Below are 21277 nucleotides of genomic sequence, written 5' to 3'. Positions count from 1 at the left end.
GGCAAAGACAGGGGAGGATCGACATGAGCGACGGCAAGACCGGCCTGCAACTGCGTTCGCTGATCAAGACGAGCGGTGAGCTCGAAATCTCGCTGCTCGACGTGCCGACCCCCGAGCCCGCCGCGGACGAGGTTGTCGTCCGCGTCGAGGCGGCGCCGATCAATCCGTCTGATCTCGGGCTCCTCATCGGCGCGGCCGACATGAGCACGGCAAAGGCTTCGGGCACCAAAGACGCTCCCGTCATCACCGCGAAGGTGCCGGAAGGCGCGATGCGGGCGATGGCAGGCCGGCTCGATGAGTCCATGCCGGTCGGTAACGAAGGCGCGGGCGTCGTAATCAGGACGGGCTCGTCGGATGCCGCGAAGGCGCTGATGGGGAAGACCGTCGCCATGATCGGCGGCGCGATGTATACGCAGTATCGCACGTTGAAAGTGCGCGAGTGCCTGCCGCTGCCGGAAGGCACCACGCCGGCCGAAGGTGCCTCCTGCTTCGTCAATCCGTTGACCGCGCTCGGCATGACCGAGACCATGCGGCGCGAGGGTCACAAGGCGCTGGTGCACACTGCGGCCGCCTCCAATCTCGGCCAGATGCTGAACAAGATCTGCATCAAGGACGGCATCCCGCTGGTCAACATCGTGCGCAGCAAGGAGCAGGCCGACATCCTGCACAAGATCGGCGCCAAATATGTCATCGATTCCACTGCGCCGAGCTTCCTCGATGATCTCACCAACGCGCTGGTCGAGACCGGCGCCACCATCGCATTCGACGCCATCGGCGGCGGTAAGCTCGCCGGCGACATCCTCAACTGCATGGAAGTCGCGATCAACAAGACCGCGAAGGAATACAGCCGCTACGGCTCCAACGTGCACAAGCAGGTCTATGTCTATGGCGCGCTCGATGTCCGCCCGATCGAGCTGCCGCGCGGCTTCGGCATGGCCTGGGGCGTGGGCGGCTGGCTGCTGTTTCCGTTCCTGATGAAGATCGGGCAGGCGGACGGGGCCAGGCTGCGCCAGCGCGTGGTCGACGAACTGAAGACCACGTTTGCCAGCCACTACACCAAGGTGGTGTCGCTTTCCGAGGCGCTCGATCCCGCCAACATCGCGGTCTACGCCAAACGCGCCACCGGCGAAAAATTCCTCATCAACCCAAATAAATAATCGCCACGTGCGACGGCACGTCACCCAAAGAAGGTCTTGCCTTCTGAGCGAGGCGGGAGATTATTCCGCCGCCATTGAAAGCGGAAAAACCGCAAGGCGCGCTCAGAAGGGGACTTCTCCATGACCGATCTCAACCGCCGCCATTTGCTCGCAGGCGCCGCCGCCCTCAGTGCGGCTGCGATGACCAAGCTTGGATCGACCACCGCCAATGCCGCGGTGCCGCAAGCCGGCACCCAGGCGCCTGGCTTCTACCGCTACAAGGTCGGCAGCTACGAGTGCACGTCGATCAATGACGGTGCGCGCACGTTCCCGATGCCGGACAAGTTCGTCGTCAACGCGCCGAAGGAGGAAGCGCTGGCCGCGGGCGAGGCGGCCTACATGCCGAAGGGCATGGTCACAGTGCCGTTCAACCCGCAGCTCATCAACACCGGCTCCAAGCTCGTGCTGATCGATACCGGCAACGGTGTCGCCAATCTCGAGCCCAGCAAGGGCGCGGTGGGCCGCACGCTGCAGAACCTCCAGGCCGCCGGCGTCGACCCCAAGAGCATCGATATCGTGCTGCTCTCGCATCTGCATCCCGACCACACCAACGGCATTCGTCTCGCCGACGGTGCGCTTGCCTTCCCCAATGCGGAGATCATGGTGCCGGGCAAGGACTGGGAGTTCTGGACCAGCGAGGACAACGCCGCCAAGGCCGAGTCGAACGGGATGATGAAGAACTATTTCGCCAATGTGAAGAAGACCTTTGCCGGCCTCGAATCCAAGGTGACGAAGTACGAGTGGGGCAAGGAGGTCGCGCCGGGCATCACGTCGATCGCGACGCCCGGCCACACCCCGGGCCACACCTCGTTCGCGGTCGCCTCTGGCGATGCCAAGGTGCTGATCCAGTCCGACGTCACCAACATCCCCGAGTTCTTCCTGCGCAATCCGGACTGGCATGTGGTGTTCGACACCGATGCTGCGCTGGCGCAGGAGACCCGCCACAAGTTCTACGACATGGCGGCGGCGGAGAAGGCGACCGTGATCGGCTTCCACTTCACCTTCCCCTCGGTCGGCCATGTCGAGAAGGACGGCGCCAAATATCGCCTGATCCCGTCGGCGTGGAATCCGACGATCTGAGCCGATTTGCGGATTTGTACCAAGGAGTCAGGCCGCCACTTGGCGGCCTGATTATTTGGGCAACCGTTCAGAAACCCAGCGTTTCCAAATCCGACCGGTCCATGCACTTGCATCCATCACTCGGGATCGCTTAAGTGCCGCCCCGGCACTCCCGCTGAAGATTTCGAGGACACTCCATGGCCTATAACATCGTCACGATCGCCGGCAGCCTGCGCAAGGACAGCTTTTCGCTGAAGATCGCCAATGCGCTCGCCAAGCTCGCGCCGGCCTCGCTCAAGCTCGAGGTCGTCACGCCGGCCGGCATCTCGTTCTTCAACCAGGACCTCGAGGGCGCGCCGCCGGCCGACTGGCTGTCCTTCCGCGAAAAACTTCAGAAGTCAGACGGCGTCATCTTCGTCACGCCGGAATACAATCGCGCGATCCCGGGCGTGCTGAAGAACGCCATCGACGTCGCCTCGCGGCCCTATGGCAAGAGCTCGTTCAACGGCAAGCCGGTCGGCATCATCGCGAACTCGCCGGGCCCCCTCGGCGGCGTCAGCGCCGCCAAGACGCTCCAGAACATCCTGCCGGGCATTTCCGGCCCGATCATGCAGCAGCCGGAGGCCTATCTGACCGGGGTGGGCGACGCCTTCGATGCCGACGGCAATTTGACCAAGGAGTCCCTGAAGCCCGTGCTCCAGGCCTATATCGACGCGTTTGCGGTGCACGTCGCGAAGCACCACGGCTGAGGCTAAATCGTCCGCAGCCACAGCGTGGGCCCTCATCCTGAGAAGAACGCGAGGCGTTCGTCTCGAAGGATGGCTCCGGGAAATTGCCGGGCCTTCATGGTTCTCGCGGCGATGCGAAGCATCGTCCGCTAGACGGCGCTTTGCGCCTCCTCACCATGAGGGTCCGCTAGCGTCGCGCGCGGGGCCCAGCCGCCCGAAATTAGCACGCCCTTAACCAACCTGTCCCATCTTCCCAGGATGGTCTCCCGCGCGCGCCTGAAATCGATCCTGACCGGTCTTGCCCTCTATGCGATGGCGGCCGCCATCGTCGGCTATTTCGGCGTCAACGCATATACCGGCAAGTACGGCCTCAACGCCCGCCAGGAGCTCGACCAGGAGATCGTGGCGCTGACCAGCGAGTTGGCCCAGCTCAAGCGCGAGCGCGCCAGGAGCGAGCAGCGCGTTTCGCTGCTGCGCTCCGCGAAGATCGACCCCGACATGCTGGACGAGCGGGCGCGCTTCCAGCTCGACTACGTCAATCCGCGTGATCTCGTCCGGACGATCCCGGCGAACTGACAACTCTTCCTCAAGTTGAAGGACTGCAACCGGATTGCCGCCTTGACGGGATCGTGGCAACCGGCTCATGGCTTCCGGCGCTATGGCCAGGGTTGACGCAGATCAACCGGGCCGTGCCGGCACGCTCTAAATTGACACCCGGAGGAAACAGTGATGAATGGGCAATCCCCCCGGCATCACGCGGCCCGTGTCGAGGCCGCCATTACGTCGGGCCAAGCGGCACGCTCGTCGCTCGTGGCCTCGTGGCGCCGTTCATCCCGATTGCATCGTCTCGATCCCGCCGGCCGTAGCTCGCCGAACCGGCTGAGCGAAGCCGAGCTGCACCGCGCGCGGGAGCGCGTCGCGCCGCTGCTCGCCGCTGCGCGAGGTGCGATGGACCGGCTCTACCAGGCGGTCGGCGCCAGCGGCTGCTGCGTGCTTCTCGCTGACGGCGAGGGCGTGCCGGTCGATCGCCGCGGCACTCCGGCGGACGACGCGACTTTTCAGTCCTGGGGCCTCTGGACCGGCGCGCTCTGGAGCGAAGAGCATGAGGGCACCAACGGCATCGGTACTTGCCTCGTCGAGCAGCGTCCGCTGACGATCGACCGCGACCAGCATTTCTTCACCCGCAACACGCTTCTGAGCTGCACTGCCGTTCCGATCTACGACCATGAGGCTGCGTTCGCGGGCGTGCTCGACGTCTCCTCCTGCCGCGCCGACCGCACCGACGTGTTTTCCAGTCTGATCGCGCTCGCGGCCGGCGAGGCGGCCAGGCGTGTCGAGGCCGATCTGTTTCGCAGGGCCTTCGCCCATGCCCGCATCGTGCTGACGCAAGCTGCGGACGGCCAGTGCGGCGGCCTCGTTGCGGTCGATGCGGACGATCTCGTGATCGGTGCGACCCGGTCCGCCCGAGCGGGACTCGGGATTGCGCCCGGCCGGGCGTTGCAGCCGATGCCCGCCGCCGATCTTCTCGGCGGCGACACCGCGCGCGACCATCTTGCCGGCGGTCAGCGAGCAGTGTTGCAGCGGGCGCTCTTGCGCGCGGGCGGCAATGTCTCGGCGGCCGCCAAGGCCCTCGGCGTCAGCCGCGCCACGCTGCACAGGAAGCTCAAGCGGTTCGAGCTGAACGCGCATTGAGCTGCTGATAGACCCTCATGGTGAGGATCGCGAAGCGGTCATCTCGAACCACAAGATGCCCTGCCGTCACCCCCAGCCATCCTTCGAGACGCGCGCAAGAGCGCGCTCCTCAGGATGAGGTCAGTATGTGCGGCGGCATCATTACGTGCGGCGGCACGACGTGCAGCCTCGTCACCTGTCGCAGAACTGCGACAGGTCGGTGCCGTCATCGCGCCTATCAGGGCTGACAGAAGCCGCCTCCCGCGACATCGTCGGCGCAAGTCGCGACCACGCGACGAATTGCGCAAACAGCAAACATCGGGAGTGATCAATGAACAAGGTAGAATTCCTCAGCGTCACCAAAATTCCCTTCGCCGAACGCTACGACAATTTCATCGGCGGCAAATTCGTCGCGCCGATCTCCGGCAAGTATTTCGACAACGCCTCGCCGGTGACGGGCCAGATCGTCTGCAAGATCGCGCGCTCCGACGCGCAGGACGTCGAGGCAGCTCTCGACGCAGCGCATGCCGCGAAGGCCGCCTGGGGCCGCACCAGCGTCGCCGAGCGCGCCGCGATGCTGAACCGGATCGCCGACCGCATGGAAGACAATCTCGAGCGTCTCGCCATCGCCGAGACCTGGGACAACGGCAAGCCGATCCGCGAGACCCGCGCCGCCGACCTCCCGCTCGCCATCGATCATTTCCGCTATTTCGCCGGCGCCATCCGCGCCCAGGAAGGCTCGATCGGCGAGATCGATCACGACACCGTCGCCTACCATTTCCACGAACCGCTCGGCGTAGTCGGCCAGATCATCCCCTGGAACTTCCCGCTGCTGATGGCCTGCTGGAAGCTCGCGCCCGCGCTCGCCGCCGGCAATTGCGTCGTGCTCAAGCCGGCCGAGCAGACCCCGGCCTCGATCATGGTCTGGGCCGAGATCATCGGCGACATTCTGCCGCCCGGCGTCCTCAATATCGTCAACGGCTTTGGCCTGGAAGCCGGCAAGCCGCTCGCGTCCAGCCCGCGCATCGCCAAGATCGCCTTCACCGGCGAGACCACGACGGGCCGGTTGATCATGCAATATGCCAGCCAGAACCTCATTCCCGTCACGCTCGAACTCGGCGGCAAGTCGCCCAACATCTTCTTCAGCGACGTCACCGCCGAAGACGACGACTTCTTCGACAAAGCGATCGAAGGTTTCGTCATGTTCGCGCTGAACCAGGGCGAGGTTTGCACCTGTCCGAGCCGGGCGCTGGTCCATGCCGACGTCTATGACCGCTTCATGGAACGGGCGCTGAAGCGCGTCGCCGCGATCAAACAGGGCGACCCGCGCGCGGCCGACACCATGATTGGCGCGCAGGCTTCCGGCGAGCAGCTCGCAAAGATCCTCTCCTACATCGACATCGGCAAACAGGAAGGAGCAAAGGTGCTGGCAGGCGGCGGTCGCGCCGAGCTCGGCGGCGATCTCGCCGGCGGCTTCTACGTCCAGCCGACGGTGTTCGAAGGTCACAACAAGATGCGAATTTTCCAGGAGGAGATTTTCGGGCCCGTCGTCTCCGTCACGACCTTCAAGACCGACGACGAGGCGCTCGCGATCGCCAACGACACGCTCTATGGCTTGGGAGCCGGCGTCTGGAGTCGCGATGCCAACCGCTGCTACCGTTTCGGCCGGGCGATCCAGGCCGGCCGGGTCTGGACCAACTGCTACCATGCCTATCCCGCGCATGCGGCCTTCGGCGGCTACAAGCAGTCGGGCGTCGGGCGCGAGACCCACAAGATGATGCTCGATCACTACCAGCAGACCAAGAACCTGCTGGTCAGCTACAGCCCCAAGAAGCTCGGCTTCTTCTGATCGGGCGGGCAGAGAGGGCTGCGCTGTTCTGCGCCGCCCGTTCCAAATGTCGGGACCGCGTTGGCAACGTTGCTTGACGCGGTCACGAATCTGCGCGTGCGGCGACCGTGTCGATTTGTTGCCCGATCCGCGTCAAAGATTTTGCAATATTACGATCACGTTGCAGTGCGGCATAATGAAAGTCGTGCCATGCCGCCGCGGTGCTTTCCAAGGGCGTTTGACTTGGGTTAGAGAGGGCTGAAGTTTTCTCTGACCCGGAATTCCCATGGCCGCACCCAAGAAAGCCGCCGCAAGCACTGCACAGGACAAGACCGACGGCGGTTCGCCCCCGGAATTCACCAGAGAGCAGGAGCTCAAGGCGCTCCGCGACATGCTCCTGATCCGGCGGTTCGAGGAAAAGGCCGGCCAGCTCTACGGCATGGGCGCGATCGGCGGCTTCTGCCACCTTTATATCGGCCAGGAGGCCGTGGTGGTCGGGATGCAGATGGCCCTGAAGCCGGGCGATCAGGTCATCACCGGCTATCGCGATCACGGCCATATGCTCGCCACCGGCATGGAGGCCAACGGCGTCATGGCCGAGCTCACTGGCCGTCGCGGCGGCTATTCCAAGGGCAAGGGCGGCTCCATGCACATGTTCAGCAAGGAGAAGCACTTTTACGGCGGTCACGGCATCGTCGGCGCCCAGGTCTCGCTCGGCACCGGGCTCGCTTTCGCCAATCACTATCGCGACAACGACAATGTCAGCGTCACCTATTTCGGCGACGGTGCGGCCAACCAGGGCCAGGTCTATGAGAGCTTCAACATGGCGGAGCTCTGGAAGCTCCCGGTGATCTACGTCATCGAGAACAACCGCTACGCCATGGGCACCTCGGTTTCGCGCGCCTCGGCGCAGCAGGATTTCTCCAAGCGCGGCGCCTCTTTCAACATTCCCGGCCAGCAGGTCGACGGCATGGACGTCCGTGCCGTCAAGGCCGCCGGCGACGAGGCGGCGGCGTGGTGCCGCGCCGGCAAGGGACCCTTCATCCTGGAGATGCAGACCTACCGTTATCGCGGCCACTCGATGTCCGATCCCGCAAAGTACAGAACGCGCGAGGAGGTCGAAAAAGTCCGCCACGACCAGGATCCGATCGAGCAGGTGCGCAACCGCCTGTTGGCCGCCAAGGTCAGTGAGCAGGATCTGAAGGCGATCGACGCCGAGGTGCGCGACATCGTCAACGCGTCCGCCGATTTCGCCCAGCATGATCCCGAGCCGGATGCCGCCGAGCTCTGGACCGATATTTACCGCTGAACGCGCGCAAGCTTTCTTTTGGAGTCGATATGCCAATTCAAGTGCTGATGCCCGCGTTGTCGCCCACGATGGAGAAGGGCAACCTCTCCAAATGGCTGAAAAAAGAGGGTGAGACGATCAAGTCCGGCGACGTCATCGCCGAGATCGAGACCGACAAGGCGACCATGGAAGTCGAGGCGACCGATGAAGGTACGCTCGGCAAGATCCTGATCCCCGAGGGCACCGCCGACGTGGCCGTGAACACGCCGATCGCGACGATTCTGGCCGATGGCGAGAGTGCCGCCGATCTCGCCAAGGCGCCCGCGCCTGCCCAGCAGCAGAAGGCGGCCGAATCCGCAGCTCCTGCCGCCGCGAAGGCCGAGGCTCCAGCTCCCAAAGCTGCGCCGGCACCGCAGGCCGTCGCAGAGCCCGATCCGGAAGTGCCTGCCGGCACCGAAATGGTGACGCAGACCATCCGCGAAGCCCTCCGCGATGCCATGGCCGAAGAGATGCGCCGCGACGCCGACGTCTTCGTGATGGGCGAAGAGGTCGCCGAATACCAAGGCGCCTACAAGGTGACGCAAGGGCTGCTTCAGGAATTTGGCGCCAAGCGCGTCATCGACACGCCGATCACCGAGCACGGCTTTGCCGGCATCGGCGTCGGCGCCGCGATGAGCGGGTTGAAGCCGATCGTCGAGTTCATGACCTTCAACTTCGCCATGCAGGCGATCGACCAGATCATCAACTCCGCGGCCAAGACGCTCTACATGTCCGGCGGCCAGATGGGCTGCTCGATCGTGTTCCGCGGGCCCAACGGCGCCGCTTCCCGCGTGGCCGCTCAGCACAGCCAGGATTATTCGTCCTGGTATTCGAACGTCCCAGGCCTCAAGGTCGTCGCGCCGTTCTCGGCCGCTGATTACAAGGGCCTGCTCAAGGCTGCGATCCGCGATCCCAACCCGGTGATCTTCCTCGAGAACGAAATGCTCTACGGCCACACCGGCGAGGTGCCGAAGCTCGACGATTTCGTGATTCCGATCGGCAAGGCGCGCATCGTGCGCTCGGGCAGCCATGTCACCATCATCTCGTGGTCGAACGGCATGAGCTACGCGCTGAAGGCCGCCGACGAACTCGCCAAGGACGGCATCGAGGCCGAAGTGATCGACCTGCGCACGCTGCGCCCGATGGACACCGAGACGATCGTCAACTCGGTCAAGAAGACGGGACGTGCCGTCACGGTGGAAGAGGGCTGGGCCCAGAGCGGCGTCGGCGCCGAGATCGCCGCGCGGATCATGGAGCATGCCTTCGACTATCTGGATGCGCCTGTAACCCGCGTCTCCGGCAAGGACGTGCCGATGCCCTATGCCGCGAACCTGGAAAAGCTCGCGCTGCCCTCGGCGGCAGAGGTGGTCGAGGCCGCCAAAGCCGTCTGCTACAGGTAGACCATGGCGGGCCCGAAGGAGCAGCCATTGCCACCCGACGTCCTCGTCCGCGATGATGCGGTCGAGATCCTGCGCGTCTTCGTGCTGGACGGCGGGCTGTCGATGGCGTTCCAGCGGGCTTTCGACGAGCCCGACATGTGGGGCCTGCTGCTCGTCGATCTCGCCCGTCATGCCGCGCGCGCCTATGCGCGCGAGAGCGAATACACCGAGGAGGACGCGCTGAACCGGATCATCGAGATGTTCCAGGCCGAGATCGAGCGTCCCACCGACACCGGCACCACGACGCCGCGCGGGAAAGGGCACTGACCGTGGCGATCGAATCCTATCATTTCGATTTCATGCTGGAGGCGATCCGCGAGGCGGAAGCCTCGATCGCGCAAGGCGGCCTGCCGATCGGCGCCGTGCTGACCCGCGACAACAAGGTGATCGCCCGCGGCCACAACAACCGCGTGCAGGAGAACAACCCGATCCTGCACGGCGAGATGAGTTGCCTGCGCGAGGCGGGTGCGATTTCGTTCCACGATACCGTTATGTACACCACGCTGTCGCCATGCGCGATGTGTGCCGGGGCGCTCGCGCTGTTCAAGGTCAAGCTCGTGGTGATCGGAGAGTCCGTCACCTTCGAGGGGTCCAAGGACATCCTCGACAAGTTCGGCATCCCCTGGATCGACCTTGCCGACGACCGCTCAATCACCATGATGAAGAATTGGCGTTCCATCCCTGCCAATGAGCGCCTGTGGCAGGGCGACATCGGCAACTAACCTGGTCTGTCCGTCTTCGGTCCGGAGACGGATTTTTGCAAAGTTCTTCTTGAGGTCAGCATGCCCATCAACATCCTGATGCCCGCTCTTTCGCCGACGATGGAGAAGGGCAACCTCGCCAAGTGGCTGAAGAAGGAAGGCGACAAGGTCAAATCCGGCGACGTCATCGCCGAGATCGAGACCGACAAGGCGACCATGGAGGTCGAGGCCATCGACGAGGGCACGATCGCCAGGATCCTCGTGCCCGAGGGTACGCAGGACGTCCCGGTCAACGACGTGATCGCGGTGCTGGCCGGCGAGGGCGAGGACGTGAAGGCGGCAGGTGCAGCCAAGCCCAGCGCCTCGGCAGCACCTCCGAAAGCGGCGGAAGCTCCCACTGCCGCATCGGCTCCTGCGCCTGCTGCGCCCAAGGCCGCGCCGGCGCCCGCCGCCGCACCTGCACCGCAGGCTGCAGCACCGGCTGCGCAGAGCAACGGCCATGCCGGCCGCGTGTTCTCATCGCCGCTGGCGCGTCGTCTCGCCAAGGAAGCCGGCGTCGATGTTGCGATGGTGACCGGCACCGGCCCGCATGGCCGCGTGGTGGCCCGCGACGTCGAGCAGGCCAAATCAGGCAAGGGCCTCAAGGCTCCCGCGGCGACGCCGTCCGGCGCGCCCTCGGTCGCGCCGACCATGTCGGACAAGCAGATCCTGTCGCTGTTCGAACCCGGCTCCTACGACGTCGTCCCCCATGACGGCATGCGCCGCACGATTGCGCAGCGCCTGACCGCGTCGATCCAGAACGTCCCGCACTTCTACCTCACCATCGACTGCGACATCGGCAAGCTGCTCGCCGCGCGCGAGGAGATCAATGCGGCTGCTCCCAAGGACAAGGAGAAGAAGCCGCTCTACAAGATCTCGGTCAACGACTTCGTCATCAAGGCGATGGCGGTGGCGCTGCAGAAGATTCCGAACTGCAATGTGAGCTGGACCGAATCCGGCATGGTCAAGCACCACCATTCCGACGTCGGCGTCGCGGTGGCGATGCCCGGCGGCCTGATCACGCCGATCATCCGCAAGGCGGAGACCAAGACGCTGTCGACCATCTCAAACGAGATGAAGGATTTTGCGACCCGCGCCCGCTCGCGCAAGCTGAAGCCCGAAGAATACCAGGGCGGCACCACGGCCGTCTCGAACCTCGGCATGTTCGGCATCAGCCACTTCACCGCCGTGATCAATCCGCCACATGCGACCATCCTCGCGGTCGGCACCAGCGAGGAGCGGCCTGTGGTCCGCGGCGGCAAGATCGAGATCGCGAACATGATGAGCGTGACCCTGTCCTGCGATCACCGCGCCATCGACGGCGCGCTCGGCGCCGAACTGATCGGTGCCTTCAAGCAGTTGATCGAAAACCCTGTGATGATGATGGTGTAGCCCGGGGAGGCGCGGGGTGAATGCGAACGCGCTGGCCCTGGATCTCCTTGTTGCTCTCGGCTGTGGTTGCACTCAATCCGGTCGGGCTCGATATTCTGCATTCCGCGTTCTTTGCCGGCGAGCAGCTGGCACGGAGCATCGGCCAGGCGGTCATTATGATCGCGCTGGCTATCATGGCCGGCGCGATCCTGCTCGAATGGCTGGTCAGGGTTTTGATTTCCAGGCGCCGCGCCCGCGGCGCCACTTGAGTTGAACGGGAGCCGCCATGGCCGATACATCCTTCGACATCATCATCATCGGCTCCGGTCCCGGCGGCTATGTCACCGCGATCCGCGCCGCCCAGCTCGGCTTCAAGGTCGCGATCGTCGAGAAATCCTATCTCGGCGGCATCTGCCTGAACTGGGGCTGCATCCCGACCAAAGCGCTGCTGCGCTCGGCCGAAATTTACCACTACATGCAGCACGCCAAGGATTACGGGCTGTCCGCCGATAACATCTCATTCGATCCCAAGGCCGTGGTGCAGCGCTCGCGCGGCGTCTCGAAGCGGCTGAACGACGGCGTCGGCTTCCTGATGAAGAAGAACAAGGTCAGCGTGATCTGGGGCGCGGCTTCGATCGACGCGCCCGGTAAGGTGACGGTGAAGAAGTCCGACGTCGAGGGACCCAAGGGCACGCTCGGCGAGGGGGCTTATCAGGCCAAGCACATCATCGTCGCGACCGGCGCGCGGCCGCGGGTGCTGCCGGGGCTCGAGCCCGACAAGAAGCTGATCTGGACCTATTTCGAGGCGATGGTGCCGGAGCGGATGCCGAAATCGCTGCTGGTGATGGGCTCGGGCGCGATCGGGATCGAGTTCGCATCGTTCTTCAAGACGATGGGCTCCGACGTCACGGTGGTCGAGGTGCTGCCGCAGATCCTGCCGGTCGAGGACGCCGAGATTGCCGCTCTTGCCCGCAAGCGCCTCGAGAAGCAGGGCATCAAGATCCTCACCAACACGGGCGTGACGAAGCTGGAGAAGAAGAGCGACAGCGTGGTCGCGACGCTCGATGACGGCAAGGCGAAGCAGACCGCCGAGTTCGAGCGCGTGATCTCGGCCGTCGGCGTCGTCGGCAATATCGAGAATCTCGGTCTCGAAAAGCTCGGTGTCAAAACCGAGCGCGGCTGCATCGTGATCGACGGCTACGGCAAGACCAACGTTCCCGGCATCTATGCCATCGGTGACGTCGCGGGTCCCCCGATGCTGGCCCACAAGGCCGAGCACGAAGGCGTGATCTGCGTCGAGGCGATCAAGGGCCTGCATCCGCACCCCATGGACAAGCTGATGATCCCCGGCTGCACCTATTGCAACCCGCAGGTCGCCTCCGTCGGCCTCACCGAAGCCAAGGCCAAGGAGAACGGCCGCGAGATCCGCGTCGGCCGCTTCCCCTTCGTCGGCAACGGCAAGGCCATCGCGCTCGGCGAGGACCAGGGCCTGGTCAAGGTCATCTTCGACAAGAAGACCGGTCAGCTGCTCGGCGCGCACATGGTCGGCGCGGAGGTCACCGAGCTGATCCAGGGCTACGTCGTCGCCATGAACCTTGAGACGACGGAAGAGGAGCTGATGCACACGGTCTTCCCGCATCCGACGCTGTCGGAGATGATGAAGGAAGCCGTGCTGGATGCTTATGGAAGGGTGCTGAATATTTGACATCAGACCCGTCATCCTGAGGTGCGAGCGCAGCGAGCCTCGAAGGATGCACGGCCGAGATACAGCAGCCGGGCTCGTCACCCTTCGAGGCCTCCGCTTCGCTCCGGCACCTCAGGGTGACGGGATAGACATTGAGAACACCAGAACAAGAAGGAAACCACCCCATGCACGACAACGATAACCTCACTATCGAACGCCCGAGCTTCGTTACCCATCTCGAATGCGCGATGGAGGGCGACCATTATCCCGCCGACCAGGTCCACAACCTCTCCAAGGCCGGCAAGCCGCTCCTCGTGCGCTATGACCTCGCGGGCGTGAAAAAGGCGCTGACCAAGGACGCGCTGGCGCAGCGCCCTGCCGACATGTGGCGCTACCGCGAGCTGCTGCCGGTGCGCAAATGCCAGGACATCGTCTCGCTCGGCGAGGTCACCACGCCCCTGATCCGGCTGCCCAAGCTCGGCGCAAAGCTCGGCGGCGGCGAGATCATCGTCAAGGACGAGGGGCGGCTGCCGACCGGCTCGTTCAAGGCGCGCGGCCTCGTAATGGCGGTGTCGATGGGCAAGGCGCTCGGCATCAAGCACATGGCGATGCCGACCAACGGCAATGCCGGCGCCGCGCTCGCGGCCTATGCGACCTCCTGCGGCATCAAGACCACAATCTTCTGCCCGGCCGATACGCCCGAGGTGAATGTCAGCGAGATCGAGCTGCAGGGCGCGACCGTCTACCGCGTCAACGGTTATATCGACGATTGCGGCAAGATCGTCGGCGAGGGTAAGGCGAAAGTCGGCTGGTTCGACACCTCGACCTTGAAGGAGCCGTACCGGATCGAAGGCAAGAAGACGATGGGGCTCGAACTCGCCGAGCAGCTCGGCTGGGACGTGCCCGACGTGATCTTCTATCCGACCGGCGGCGGCACCGGCCTGATCGGCATGTGGAAGGCCTTCGACGAGCTCGAGAAGATCGGCTTCATCGGCTCGAAGCGCCCGCGCATGGTTGCGGTGCAGGCCTCCGGCTGCGCGCCGATGGTGCGCGCCTATGAGGCCGGCACCGAGCATGCGACGCGCTGGGAGGACGCCCACACCATCGCGTCAGGCATTCGCGTGCCGCAGGCGATCGGCGACTTTCTCATTTTGCGCGCTGTCCGCGAGAGCAAGGGCTTTGCCATCGCGGTCGACGATGACAAGATCTCGTCGGCGCTGAACGAGGTCGCGCGCGAGGAGGGATTGTTGCTCTGCCCCGAAGGTGCTGCAACCTACGCCGCCTACAAGGACAGCCTCGCCGACGGCCGCGTCAGCACGACCGACCGCGTGATGCTGTTCAACTGCGCCACCGGCCTGAAATACCCGCTGCCGCCGGTCACCCGGACGCTCGATCGCCACAAGCCGATCGACTATTCGCAGTTCTAGCGCGGCATTTCGTCTCTTCACGAACGATCCCTCTTCCCGTACGCGGGAAGAGACAAAAGCAACAATGACACCGTTGGGAGAAGACAATGAAGGCCGCCTGGGCTGCGCTGATTGCTATTCTCGCTGTTGCAGGCGCCGCGCGCGCCGACGACTATCCCTCGCGTCCGATCACCATCATCGTGCCCTTCGCCGCCGGCGGTCCGTCGGATGCGATGGCACGGGTGCTTGCCGAGCGGATGCGCACGGCGCTCGGCCAGCCGCTGGTGATCGAGAACGTCACTGGCGCGGGCGGCTCGATTGGCGTCGGCCGTGCCCTGCATTCGGCCCCCGACGGCTACACGATCTCGTTCGGCCATCTCGGCACCCACGTCGCCAACGGCGCCGTCTACAAGCTCAATTACGATCTGGTCGCGGACCTGGAGCCGGTGGTGCTGCTGCCGAGCAATCCGATGATCGTAGTCAGCAAGAACGCGGTGCCCGCGACCTCGCTGAAGGAGCTGCTGGATTGGCTGAAGTCGCGGCCATCGCCGCCGACCGCCGGCACCGCCGGCGCGGGCTCGGGCAGCCATATCGCCGGGGTCTATTTCGAGAGCATCAGCGGCATCAAGCTGCAATACGTACCGTATCGCGGCACCGCGCCCGCCCTGAACGATCTGATCGCCGGCCAGATCGACGTCATCGTCGACCAGACCTCGAACTCCATCAACCAGGTCCGCGCCGGCACCATTCGCGCTTACGCCATCACCGACGACAAGCGCCTGTCCTCGGCGCCCGACATCCCGACGGCGGCGGAGGCCGGCCTGAAGGGTTTCAACATGACGCTCTGGTCCGGCATGTGGGTGCCGAAAGGCACGCCGAAGGCGATCGTCGCCAAACTCAATGCCGCAGCCGTGGAAGCGCTGAACGATCCCGGCGTGAAGAAGCAGCTCGAAAGCCAGGGGCTGGAGATGACACCCCAGGATCAGCTCACGCCCGAAGCGCTTGGCGCGCGCCAGAAGGCGGAGATCGCGAAGTGGTGGCCGATGATCAAGGCGGCGAACATCAAGGTGGATTGAGGCAGCGCGGCGCTTGTGCGCCACACCCTCCGACCTCGTCCTGAGGAGGCCGCAAAGCGGCCGTCTCGAAGGATGGCCACGGGGCAGCTGGGCCTTCATCCTTCGAGACGCCTGCTTCGCAGGCTCCTCAGGATGAGGGGATAGAGCGGACGTAAGCGGCTACTCCGTTCCCATAAATCCCACCGGAGTCGCCACGGCCGCCGCGTCCTTGGTCACGACGCGCTGGTCGCTCTTGCCGGCGATCATGCCGCTGCCCTCGAACCGGGCGCGGTAGACCAGCACGTTCTCGATCACGCGCTGGACGTAGTTGCGCGTCTCCGACAGCGGGATGCGCTCGACCCAGTCGACCGGGTCGATCTTGGGATCCCTGGGGTCGCCGCGCGCCTGCACCCATTCGCGCACGCGGCCACGGCCGGCATTGTAGCCGGCGAAGGTCATGATCTGGTTGCCGCGGTATTCCGACATCAGTGCGCTGAGCTCGGCCGCGCCCATCTGCGTGTTGTAGACGGGATCGGAGACCATCTTGTCCCAGTCATAGGTCAGGCCGAAGCGCTTTGCGGTGTCGCGGCCCGCTTCCGGCGTCACCTGCATCAACCCGACTGCATTGGCGGCCGATTTGTCGCGCTGGTCGAACGAGCTTTCGGTGCGTGCCACCGAATAGATCACGCTGGGGTCGATCGCGGGCGCGACCTGCTTATGTTCAGGAATACCGATGGTCGGGAACGCGTAGTGATCGAGCGCGAGCCCGCGCGCCAGTGCCGACTTGCCGACCTCCAGCATCACCCGCGCATCGTTGCGCCGGCCGGCGAGCTCGCCGAGCGCTTCGAGTGCCGCGACGTCGGTGCTCTCCTTGGCGAAATCCTCGGCGAAGTAAAACACCATGTCGCGCTCACCGACGCCATAGAGCATGTCGGCGGCGCGCACGCGCTCGTCCGCGGGCGGCGTGTCGACTGCTGCCAACACAGGCGAGGGCGCGCGCAGCTCGATGCGGTCGAGGCCGAGCCTGGCGCGGGCGAGCTGGCCGTAATAGGCCGTCGGATAGCGCGCCGCCGCCTGATAGCTCAAACGCGCATCGGCGGTTGCGTTCATCGCCTCGGCCGCGCGGCCGCGCCAATAATGCGCGCGCGACAGCGCGATCGGATTGGACGAGCCTTCGTCGATCGCGGCGAAGTGCCTCATCGCCGCCTTGGGGTCCTCGAGATAGCGCAGCGCGATCCAGCCGCACATGAAGTGATAGTCGACGCGATAGACTTCCATCGCGGGCACGGCCGCAGAGCGCACGACGTCGTAGGCGGTTTTGAACTTGCCCTGGTCGAGCAGCTTTCGCGCCAGCAGGCGGCGCTCGCGCCACCAGGCGTCGGTGTCTTGCGCCGCCATCGTATCGGGCGCGGCGGCCAGGATCACCTCGGCCGCGTCGTCGATGCGGTCATTCTGGAGATGCCATTGCGCGCGGCACAGTACATAGCCGAGGTCGCGCCGCGCCTCGGCTGAGACGTCCTCGAGATAATCCTTGGCCTTGCTGGCCTTGCCGGTGACCGCGGCGCAGGCCTTGACGATCGCCAGCGCATCCTCGCCGAGCCGCTTGGCTGCGCGCCGCGCACCTGAATAGTCCTTGGCGCCAAGACGCTTGTCCATGCGGGCACGATGATCCTCGGTGGTCAGGAGATCGCGAAACGCTTCGTAGGAGTCTTCCTCGCTGCGCTCGGACAATTCGTCGGTGCGCCAGGCATCGCGCACCAGACGCGCGGCCCTGTCGCTGTCGCCCTCGGTCATCAGCACGCGGGCGAGTGCGAACTTGCCCTTGGCGCTGGTCGGCCGGTCCATCGTGAATTTGTGCACGGTCGCCGCGTCGGCCTTCTCCTGCCACAGCCGCGCTTCGGCACGGCGGCGGAGCAGCGCGCTGCTCGGCCAGTCCGGATTGGCGGCGAGGAAGGCGGCGTAGCGCCTGAAGTTCGCCGTGCTCTCGGAATGGCGCAGCATGAACCAGTCGGCGAGTTTCTGTCCGGCTGGGTCGGCAATGCGGTCGCGTGCCGCGCTCGCATCCTCGGTCTTGCCCTTCCGCGCGAGATCGATGGCATCCTTCAGCGCGGCGAGATCGCCGGTCAGCGGCGGGGCTGCCGGCTTGTCCGAGGGCGCGTCGTCCTGCTTCTTCGACTTGCGCTTGGCCTCGGCATGCTTGCCGTGCCGCGCTTTGCCGGTGGAGGCGTGGCGCTGCTTGCCGGCTTTCGCCTCATGCGTCTTCTTCGGCGCGGACGATTTGTGACTGCTCTTCGCTGCCAGCTCGGTAGGGATGAAGGCCAAAGCGGCCACGGCAACGACGCACGCGAGCGAGCGTAGGCACTGGTTCATTCCGTGGTCCCCCTGCGAAACCAGTACAAACCAAAGTCCGCGACGAGATGCGGCTCGAGAATCAAAACGGCGTCAAAAACGGTGACACGACATCGTTTCGCATTCCTCACGCTCCCGCAACAATGCGGCAAAATACGGATGAAGGCGGGAACTTGTGCAACGGCGGATAGAGCGGGACTCTTAACCTTTATTAACCAATCGGGCTCGCGCGACGGTTGCGGGCGGCTCTCGGCGCCACACGGGCCGGATTGTGCGTATTCCCTCGGCCAAATAGCGTGTATTGGGTTCCATAGTAGTTCCTTCAGCCCATTTGCCGCACATCCCATGCCGCTCTTCAACCAGTCGATCCGGCGCAAGATCGTCGGCATCGCCCTCGGATTGATCGTCCTGATGCTGGTCACCTCGATCCTGTCGATGGTGATGTCGAGCCAGGTCGGCGTCCTGCTGGACGAGCTGACCAACCGTTACATCCCGGCGTACAGCCATCTCGCCCGCGCCAATATCCGCTCGCTGGAGCGGGCGCTGGCGCTGCGGCGCATGGTCATGACGAAGATGCAGTTGCCATCGGACGAGGAGGGCTACGCGGCGCGGCTTCGCGACTTCGAGGCATTGGACCACAAGTTCGAGGAGGAGGCCGAGACCGCGCGCAAGCTCATCAACGCCATCATCGACGACCCCAGGACCTATTCCGACAACGCCGCACTGGCACGGCTCGACGTTCGTATCGAAAGCGCTGTCGCCGAGCTGCGGCGCAATCTGGACGAGGGCAATATGAAGCTGCTCAAGCAGATCGAGGCCAAGGACATGGCCGAGGCCCGCGGGACGCTCGAACAGCTCGATTCGCTGCGCGATGCGTTCAACCGGAAGGTCGACGCGATCCGCGGCGACATGCTGACGCAGGTCTTCTTCTCGACGTCGCAGGTGATCAGCCGACAATACCAGGCGATCATCGTGTCGGGAGTCGTGACCTTGCTGGCGGCGGTGCTCGGATTTGCCTTTGCGCTCCTGGTATCCAGCGGCATTACGCGCCCAGTGCGGCTGCTGCTCGCCGGCACGCGCGAGGTCGAGGCCGGCCGCTTCGACAAGACCATCACCGTCTCCACCCAGGACGAGATCGGCGAGCTGGCCGCAGCCTTCAACCGCATGACCGAGCAGCTCAGGCACAATGAGCGCGTCCGCGAGACATTCGGTCGCTACATCGATCCCAAGGTGGTGCAGGGGCTGATCGACCGGCCGGAGGTCGCGATCGATGGCGAACGCCGGGTGATGACCATCATGTTCTGCGACATGAGCGGCTTCACCGCGATGAGCGAGGGTATGACTCCGCGCGGGTTGGTCAGGGTGATGAACCACTATTTCACCGTCATGTCCGGTCCGATCAGGAGCAACCGCGGCATCATCGACAAATATATCGGCGATGCCATCATGTCCTATTGGGGCCCGCCCTTCATCGAGGAGGAGGAGCAGGCTCAGCTTGCCTGCTTCGCCGCGCTCGACATGGCCGAGCAGTTGCCGGCACTGCAGAAGCAGTTGCCTGACCTGCTCGGCATCCGCGCCATGCCCGCGCCCTGCGACCTGCGCATCGGCATCGCCACCGGCGAGGTCCTGACCGGCAGCATCGGCTCCGAGCTGATGATGAGCTTCACCGTGATGGGCGATGCCGTGAACCTCGCCTCGCGGCTGGAGGCCGTCAACAAGGCCTATGGCACCCGTATCCTGATCTCGCAGGCGACGGCGGATGCGACCGGCTCGCACTTCGAATTGCGCGAGGTCGATCGTCTTGCAGTCGCCGGCCAGAGCGCGGCGCAAACAATCTTCGAGGTGATGGGCCGGGCAGGCGCACTCACGGCCGCGCATGAGAGCCTGCGTTCGCACTACGCTGGAGGCCTCGCCGCCTATCGCGCCCGCCGCTTCGACGAGGCCCGCGCCGGCTTCAACGCGGCACTTGAAGCCGTCCCGGGCGACGGTCCTTCGCGCGCAATGCTTGCCCGTATTGCGCAATTCGAGGCCAATCCGCCGGGCGAGGGCTGGGACGGCGCGTGGCGGCTGGAGCAGAAATAGCCGCCGCCGCGGGAAAAATTGATTCTACTCGATAACGATGTTCGCCGTGACCTATTTCCCGGGCTTAGGTTTGGTGTCCTTGAGGCGTTTGACGGGGACACGCCGATGACAGAACTTGAGAACAGGCTCGAACGGTTCGAGACGCTGACCGCTGAATGCGAGCTGATCGCCAGGCTCGCCACCGATAGCACCAAGCGCGAGTTTTATCTGAAGCTCTCGGAGCAGTATCGCCAGCTGGCGGTGGACATGCGGCAGGCCATCGCGGGCAAAGCTGCGGCCTGACGCCGGCAATCCGTTCTTAACACTTGGCGCGCATCCTCAATGCAGATACGGGGACGCTTGCTGCTTCTCCGCTGTGGGAATGCTGGGATACGTTGCGGTGCAGCGTGCCTCGGGAGATTGTTTTGTCTTGCCTTACAGGGCGATCCCATGCGCCTCCTTGCGGTCATCATGTTTGGACTCATGACGGCAGCCTGCAACCAGGAGCAGGACATCACCGGCTCGACCCCGGTTTGCGCGATGCGGACCTACACCTCTTTCAATCCCCGCGACATGAACCAGTGCGTCGCCGCCTGCAAGGCGTGCGACCACGGCAACACGGTCACCTGCACCACGTCGTGCACGCTCAAGGGCGCCCGCTGAGCCGCTCCGCCTTCTGGTTTGGGGCCGACGGTGCCTTGACGGTGTTTTGGCACCGGAACGATTCACATGGATTAATCATTGAAGCGATGGCAGGACGCGGAGTCCTTTGGAATGGGTATGCTCGATCCCGGTCGGTTCCTGGTGTCATGCTCGCATTGCGCGGCCTGGCCGATGGCGGCCAATGTGAAACGTTCGAGCTGGTCGGCTTCGCCAAACGAGGTCCGCTTCGTGTGCCCGCGCTGCCGCCGCGAGGAGACTGCGATCATCTCCGCCTCCGGCGAGTTGACGCCGATCCGGCGCGTCGACGTCCCGCCGCGCGACGTCACCGCGGCCTGGGCTCAGGCTCAGCGTCCGAGGGGGCGGGCGTAGCCCGCCCGTTTAAGGAGAAGAGGGCGAGGCGCCTAGGTTAAGTCGCTGAGGTCCGGTCATGGCTATGACCGGACCCAGCGCCGCAAGGCGACCGCTGTCCAAACCGTCTCGACAAACCCGACGGCCAGGCGCCACGAAGCCGTCGCGGTTGCCCGTCGGGCAAAACATCTGACCATTTCTCGATACGCCCGTGTCAATCCACTCGGGCAAAATATTCCACTTTACCGAAATTCGGTTTTGGCGTATGTGTCGCCCATCCCGGCTCATCCTTGAGGGGCGATCTCGTTGTCGTCTTGATTGCGAGCCGGGCTTGCGGTGGACGCGGCAGCGT

General features: G+C 64.6%; 20 protein-coding genes. 19 read left to right on the top strand and 1 reads right to left on the bottom strand.

Annotation, left to right across the window (positions count from 1 at the left end):
* The first annotated feature begins 23 nt into the window (after positions 1-23).
* The 15 genes from AC0L2J_RS23390 to AC0L2J_RS23320 all read left to right on the top strand — a co-directional run bounded on the left by AC0L2J_RS23390 (position 24) and on the right by AC0L2J_RS23320 (position 15525).
* Positions 24-1157, top strand: a complete 1134-nt coding sequence (locus AC0L2J_RS23390) for a zinc-binding dehydrogenase (protein WP_473394678.1) — start codon at positions 24-26, stop codon at positions 1155-1157.
* A 120-nt stretch (positions 1158-1277) separates the two neighbouring features.
* On the top strand, positions 1278-2276 hold the full coding sequence (locus AC0L2J_RS23385) for an MBL fold metallo-hydrolase (protein WP_063996200.1): 999 nt from the start codon (positions 1278-1280) through the stop codon (positions 2274-2276).
* 176 nt (positions 2277-2452) lie between these two features.
* The gene (locus tag AC0L2J_RS23380; RefSeq protein ID WP_473394677.1) at positions 2453-3004 is read left to right on the top strand and encodes an NADPH-dependent FMN reductase; all 552 of its coding nucleotides are present in this window, start codon (positions 2453-2455) and stop codon (positions 3002-3004) included.
* 237 nt (positions 3005-3241) lie between these two features.
* The gene (locus AC0L2J_RS23375; RefSeq protein ID WP_007590617.1) at positions 3242-3559 is read left to right on the top strand and encodes an FtsB family cell division protein; all 318 of its coding nucleotides are present in this window, start codon (positions 3242-3244) and stop codon (positions 3557-3559) included.
* 153 nt (positions 3560-3712) lie between these two features.
* A complete protein-coding gene (locus AC0L2J_RS23370) occupies positions 3713-4675 on the top strand; it encodes a helix-turn-helix domain-containing protein (RefSeq protein WP_473394676.1) in 963 nt (320 codons plus the stop codon).
* A 310-nt stretch (positions 4676-4985) separates the two neighbouring features.
* Positions 4986-6503 carry an aldehyde dehydrogenase gene (adh, locus tag AC0L2J_RS23365; RefSeq protein WP_473394675.1) on the top strand — a complete coding sequence of 506 codons (1518 nt, stop codon included), beginning with the start codon at positions 4986-4988 and terminating at the stop codon, positions 6501-6503.
* A 265-nt stretch (positions 6504-6768) separates the two neighbouring features.
* The gene (pdhA, locus tag AC0L2J_RS23360) at positions 6769-7791 is read left to right on the top strand and encodes a pyruvate dehydrogenase (acetyl-transferring) E1 component subunit alpha (RefSeq protein WP_007590620.1); all 1023 of its coding nucleotides are present in this window, start codon (positions 6769-6771) and stop codon (positions 7789-7791) included.
* A 29-nt stretch (positions 7792-7820) separates the two neighbouring features.
* Positions 7821-9209, top strand: coding sequence for a pyruvate dehydrogenase complex E1 component subunit beta (locus AC0L2J_RS23355; protein ID WP_007610773.1), 1389 nt, complete (start codon positions 7821-7823; stop codon positions 9207-9209).
* Positions 9210-9212: 3 nt separating this feature from the next.
* Positions 9213-9515: a DUF5076 domain-containing protein gene (locus tag AC0L2J_RS23350; RefSeq protein WP_007590623.1), complete on the top strand. Its 303-nt coding sequence runs from the start codon at positions 9213-9215 to the stop codon at positions 9513-9515.
* A gap of 2 nt (positions 9516-9517) precedes the next feature.
* Complete coding sequence (locus tag AC0L2J_RS23345) at positions 9518-9970, top strand: nucleoside deaminase (protein WP_007590624.1); 453 nt, start codon at positions 9518-9520, stop codon at positions 9968-9970.
* Positions 9971-10030: 60 nt separating this feature from the next.
* The gene (locus AC0L2J_RS23340) at positions 10031-11380 is read left to right on the top strand and encodes a pyruvate dehydrogenase complex dihydrolipoamide acetyltransferase (RefSeq protein WP_473394674.1); all 1350 of its coding nucleotides are present in this window, start codon (positions 10031-10033) and stop codon (positions 11378-11380) included.
* 20 nt (positions 11381-11400) lie between these two features.
* The gene (locus tag AC0L2J_RS23335; protein ID WP_007610765.1) at positions 11401-11628 is read left to right on the top strand and encodes a hypothetical protein; all 228 of its coding nucleotides are present in this window, start codon (positions 11401-11403) and stop codon (positions 11626-11628) included.
* Positions 11629-11645: 17 nt separating this feature from the next.
* Entirely contained in the window at positions 11646-13064 is a 1419-nt protein-coding gene (lpdA, locus tag AC0L2J_RS23330; RefSeq protein WP_473247875.1) for a dihydrolipoyl dehydrogenase, read from the top strand.
* Positions 13065-13228: 164 nt separating this feature from the next.
* Entirely contained in the window at positions 13229-14470 is a 1242-nt protein-coding gene (locus AC0L2J_RS23325) for a threonine synthase (protein WP_473394673.1), read from the top strand.
* Between the two features lie 86 nt (positions 14471-14556).
* On the top strand, positions 14557-15525 hold the full coding sequence (locus AC0L2J_RS23320) for a tripartite tricarboxylate transporter substrate binding protein BugD (protein WP_063996207.1): 969 nt from the start codon (positions 14557-14559) through the stop codon (positions 15523-15525).
* A 159-nt stretch (positions 15526-15684) separates the two neighbouring features.
* Here AC0L2J_RS23320 and AC0L2J_RS23315 read toward each other — a convergent pair whose 3' ends face one another.
* Positions 15685-17874: a lytic transglycosylase domain-containing protein gene (locus AC0L2J_RS23315; RefSeq protein ID WP_473394672.1), complete on the bottom strand. Its 2190-nt coding sequence runs from the start codon at positions 17872-17874 to the stop codon at positions 15685-15687.
* A 324-nt stretch (positions 17875-18198) separates the two neighbouring features.
* On the opposite strand from AC0L2J_RS23315, the gene AC0L2J_RS23310 reads away from it, so the two are divergent.
* The 4 genes from AC0L2J_RS23310 (at position 18199) to AC0L2J_RS23295 (ending at position 20946) form a co-directional block, all read left to right on the top strand.
* The gene (locus AC0L2J_RS23310) at positions 18199-19935 is read left to right on the top strand and encodes an adenylate/guanylate cyclase domain-containing protein (protein WP_473394671.1); all 1737 of its coding nucleotides are present in this window, start codon (positions 18199-18201) and stop codon (positions 19933-19935) included.
* A 105-nt stretch (positions 19936-20040) separates the two neighbouring features.
* Entirely contained in the window at positions 20041-20217 is a 177-nt protein-coding gene (locus tag AC0L2J_RS23305; RefSeq protein ID WP_473394670.1) for a hypothetical protein, read from the top strand.
* A 147-nt stretch (positions 20218-20364) separates the two neighbouring features.
* Entirely contained in the window at positions 20365-20577 is a 213-nt protein-coding gene (locus tag AC0L2J_RS23300) for a hypothetical protein (protein ID WP_473394669.1), read from the top strand.
* A 111-nt stretch (positions 20578-20688) separates the two neighbouring features.
* Positions 20689-20946 (top strand): hypothetical protein, encoded by a 258-nt coding sequence (locus AC0L2J_RS23295; protein WP_007610742.1) that lies wholly within the window; start codon positions 20689-20691, stop codon positions 20944-20946.
* Positions 20947-21277: the final 331 nt, after the last annotated feature.

It is taken from the genome of Bradyrhizobium sp. MV1.5 (assembly GCF_055807615.1).
Note: the sequence above shows the minus strand (reverse complement) of the source record. Positions and strands in the feature narration are given on the sequence as shown.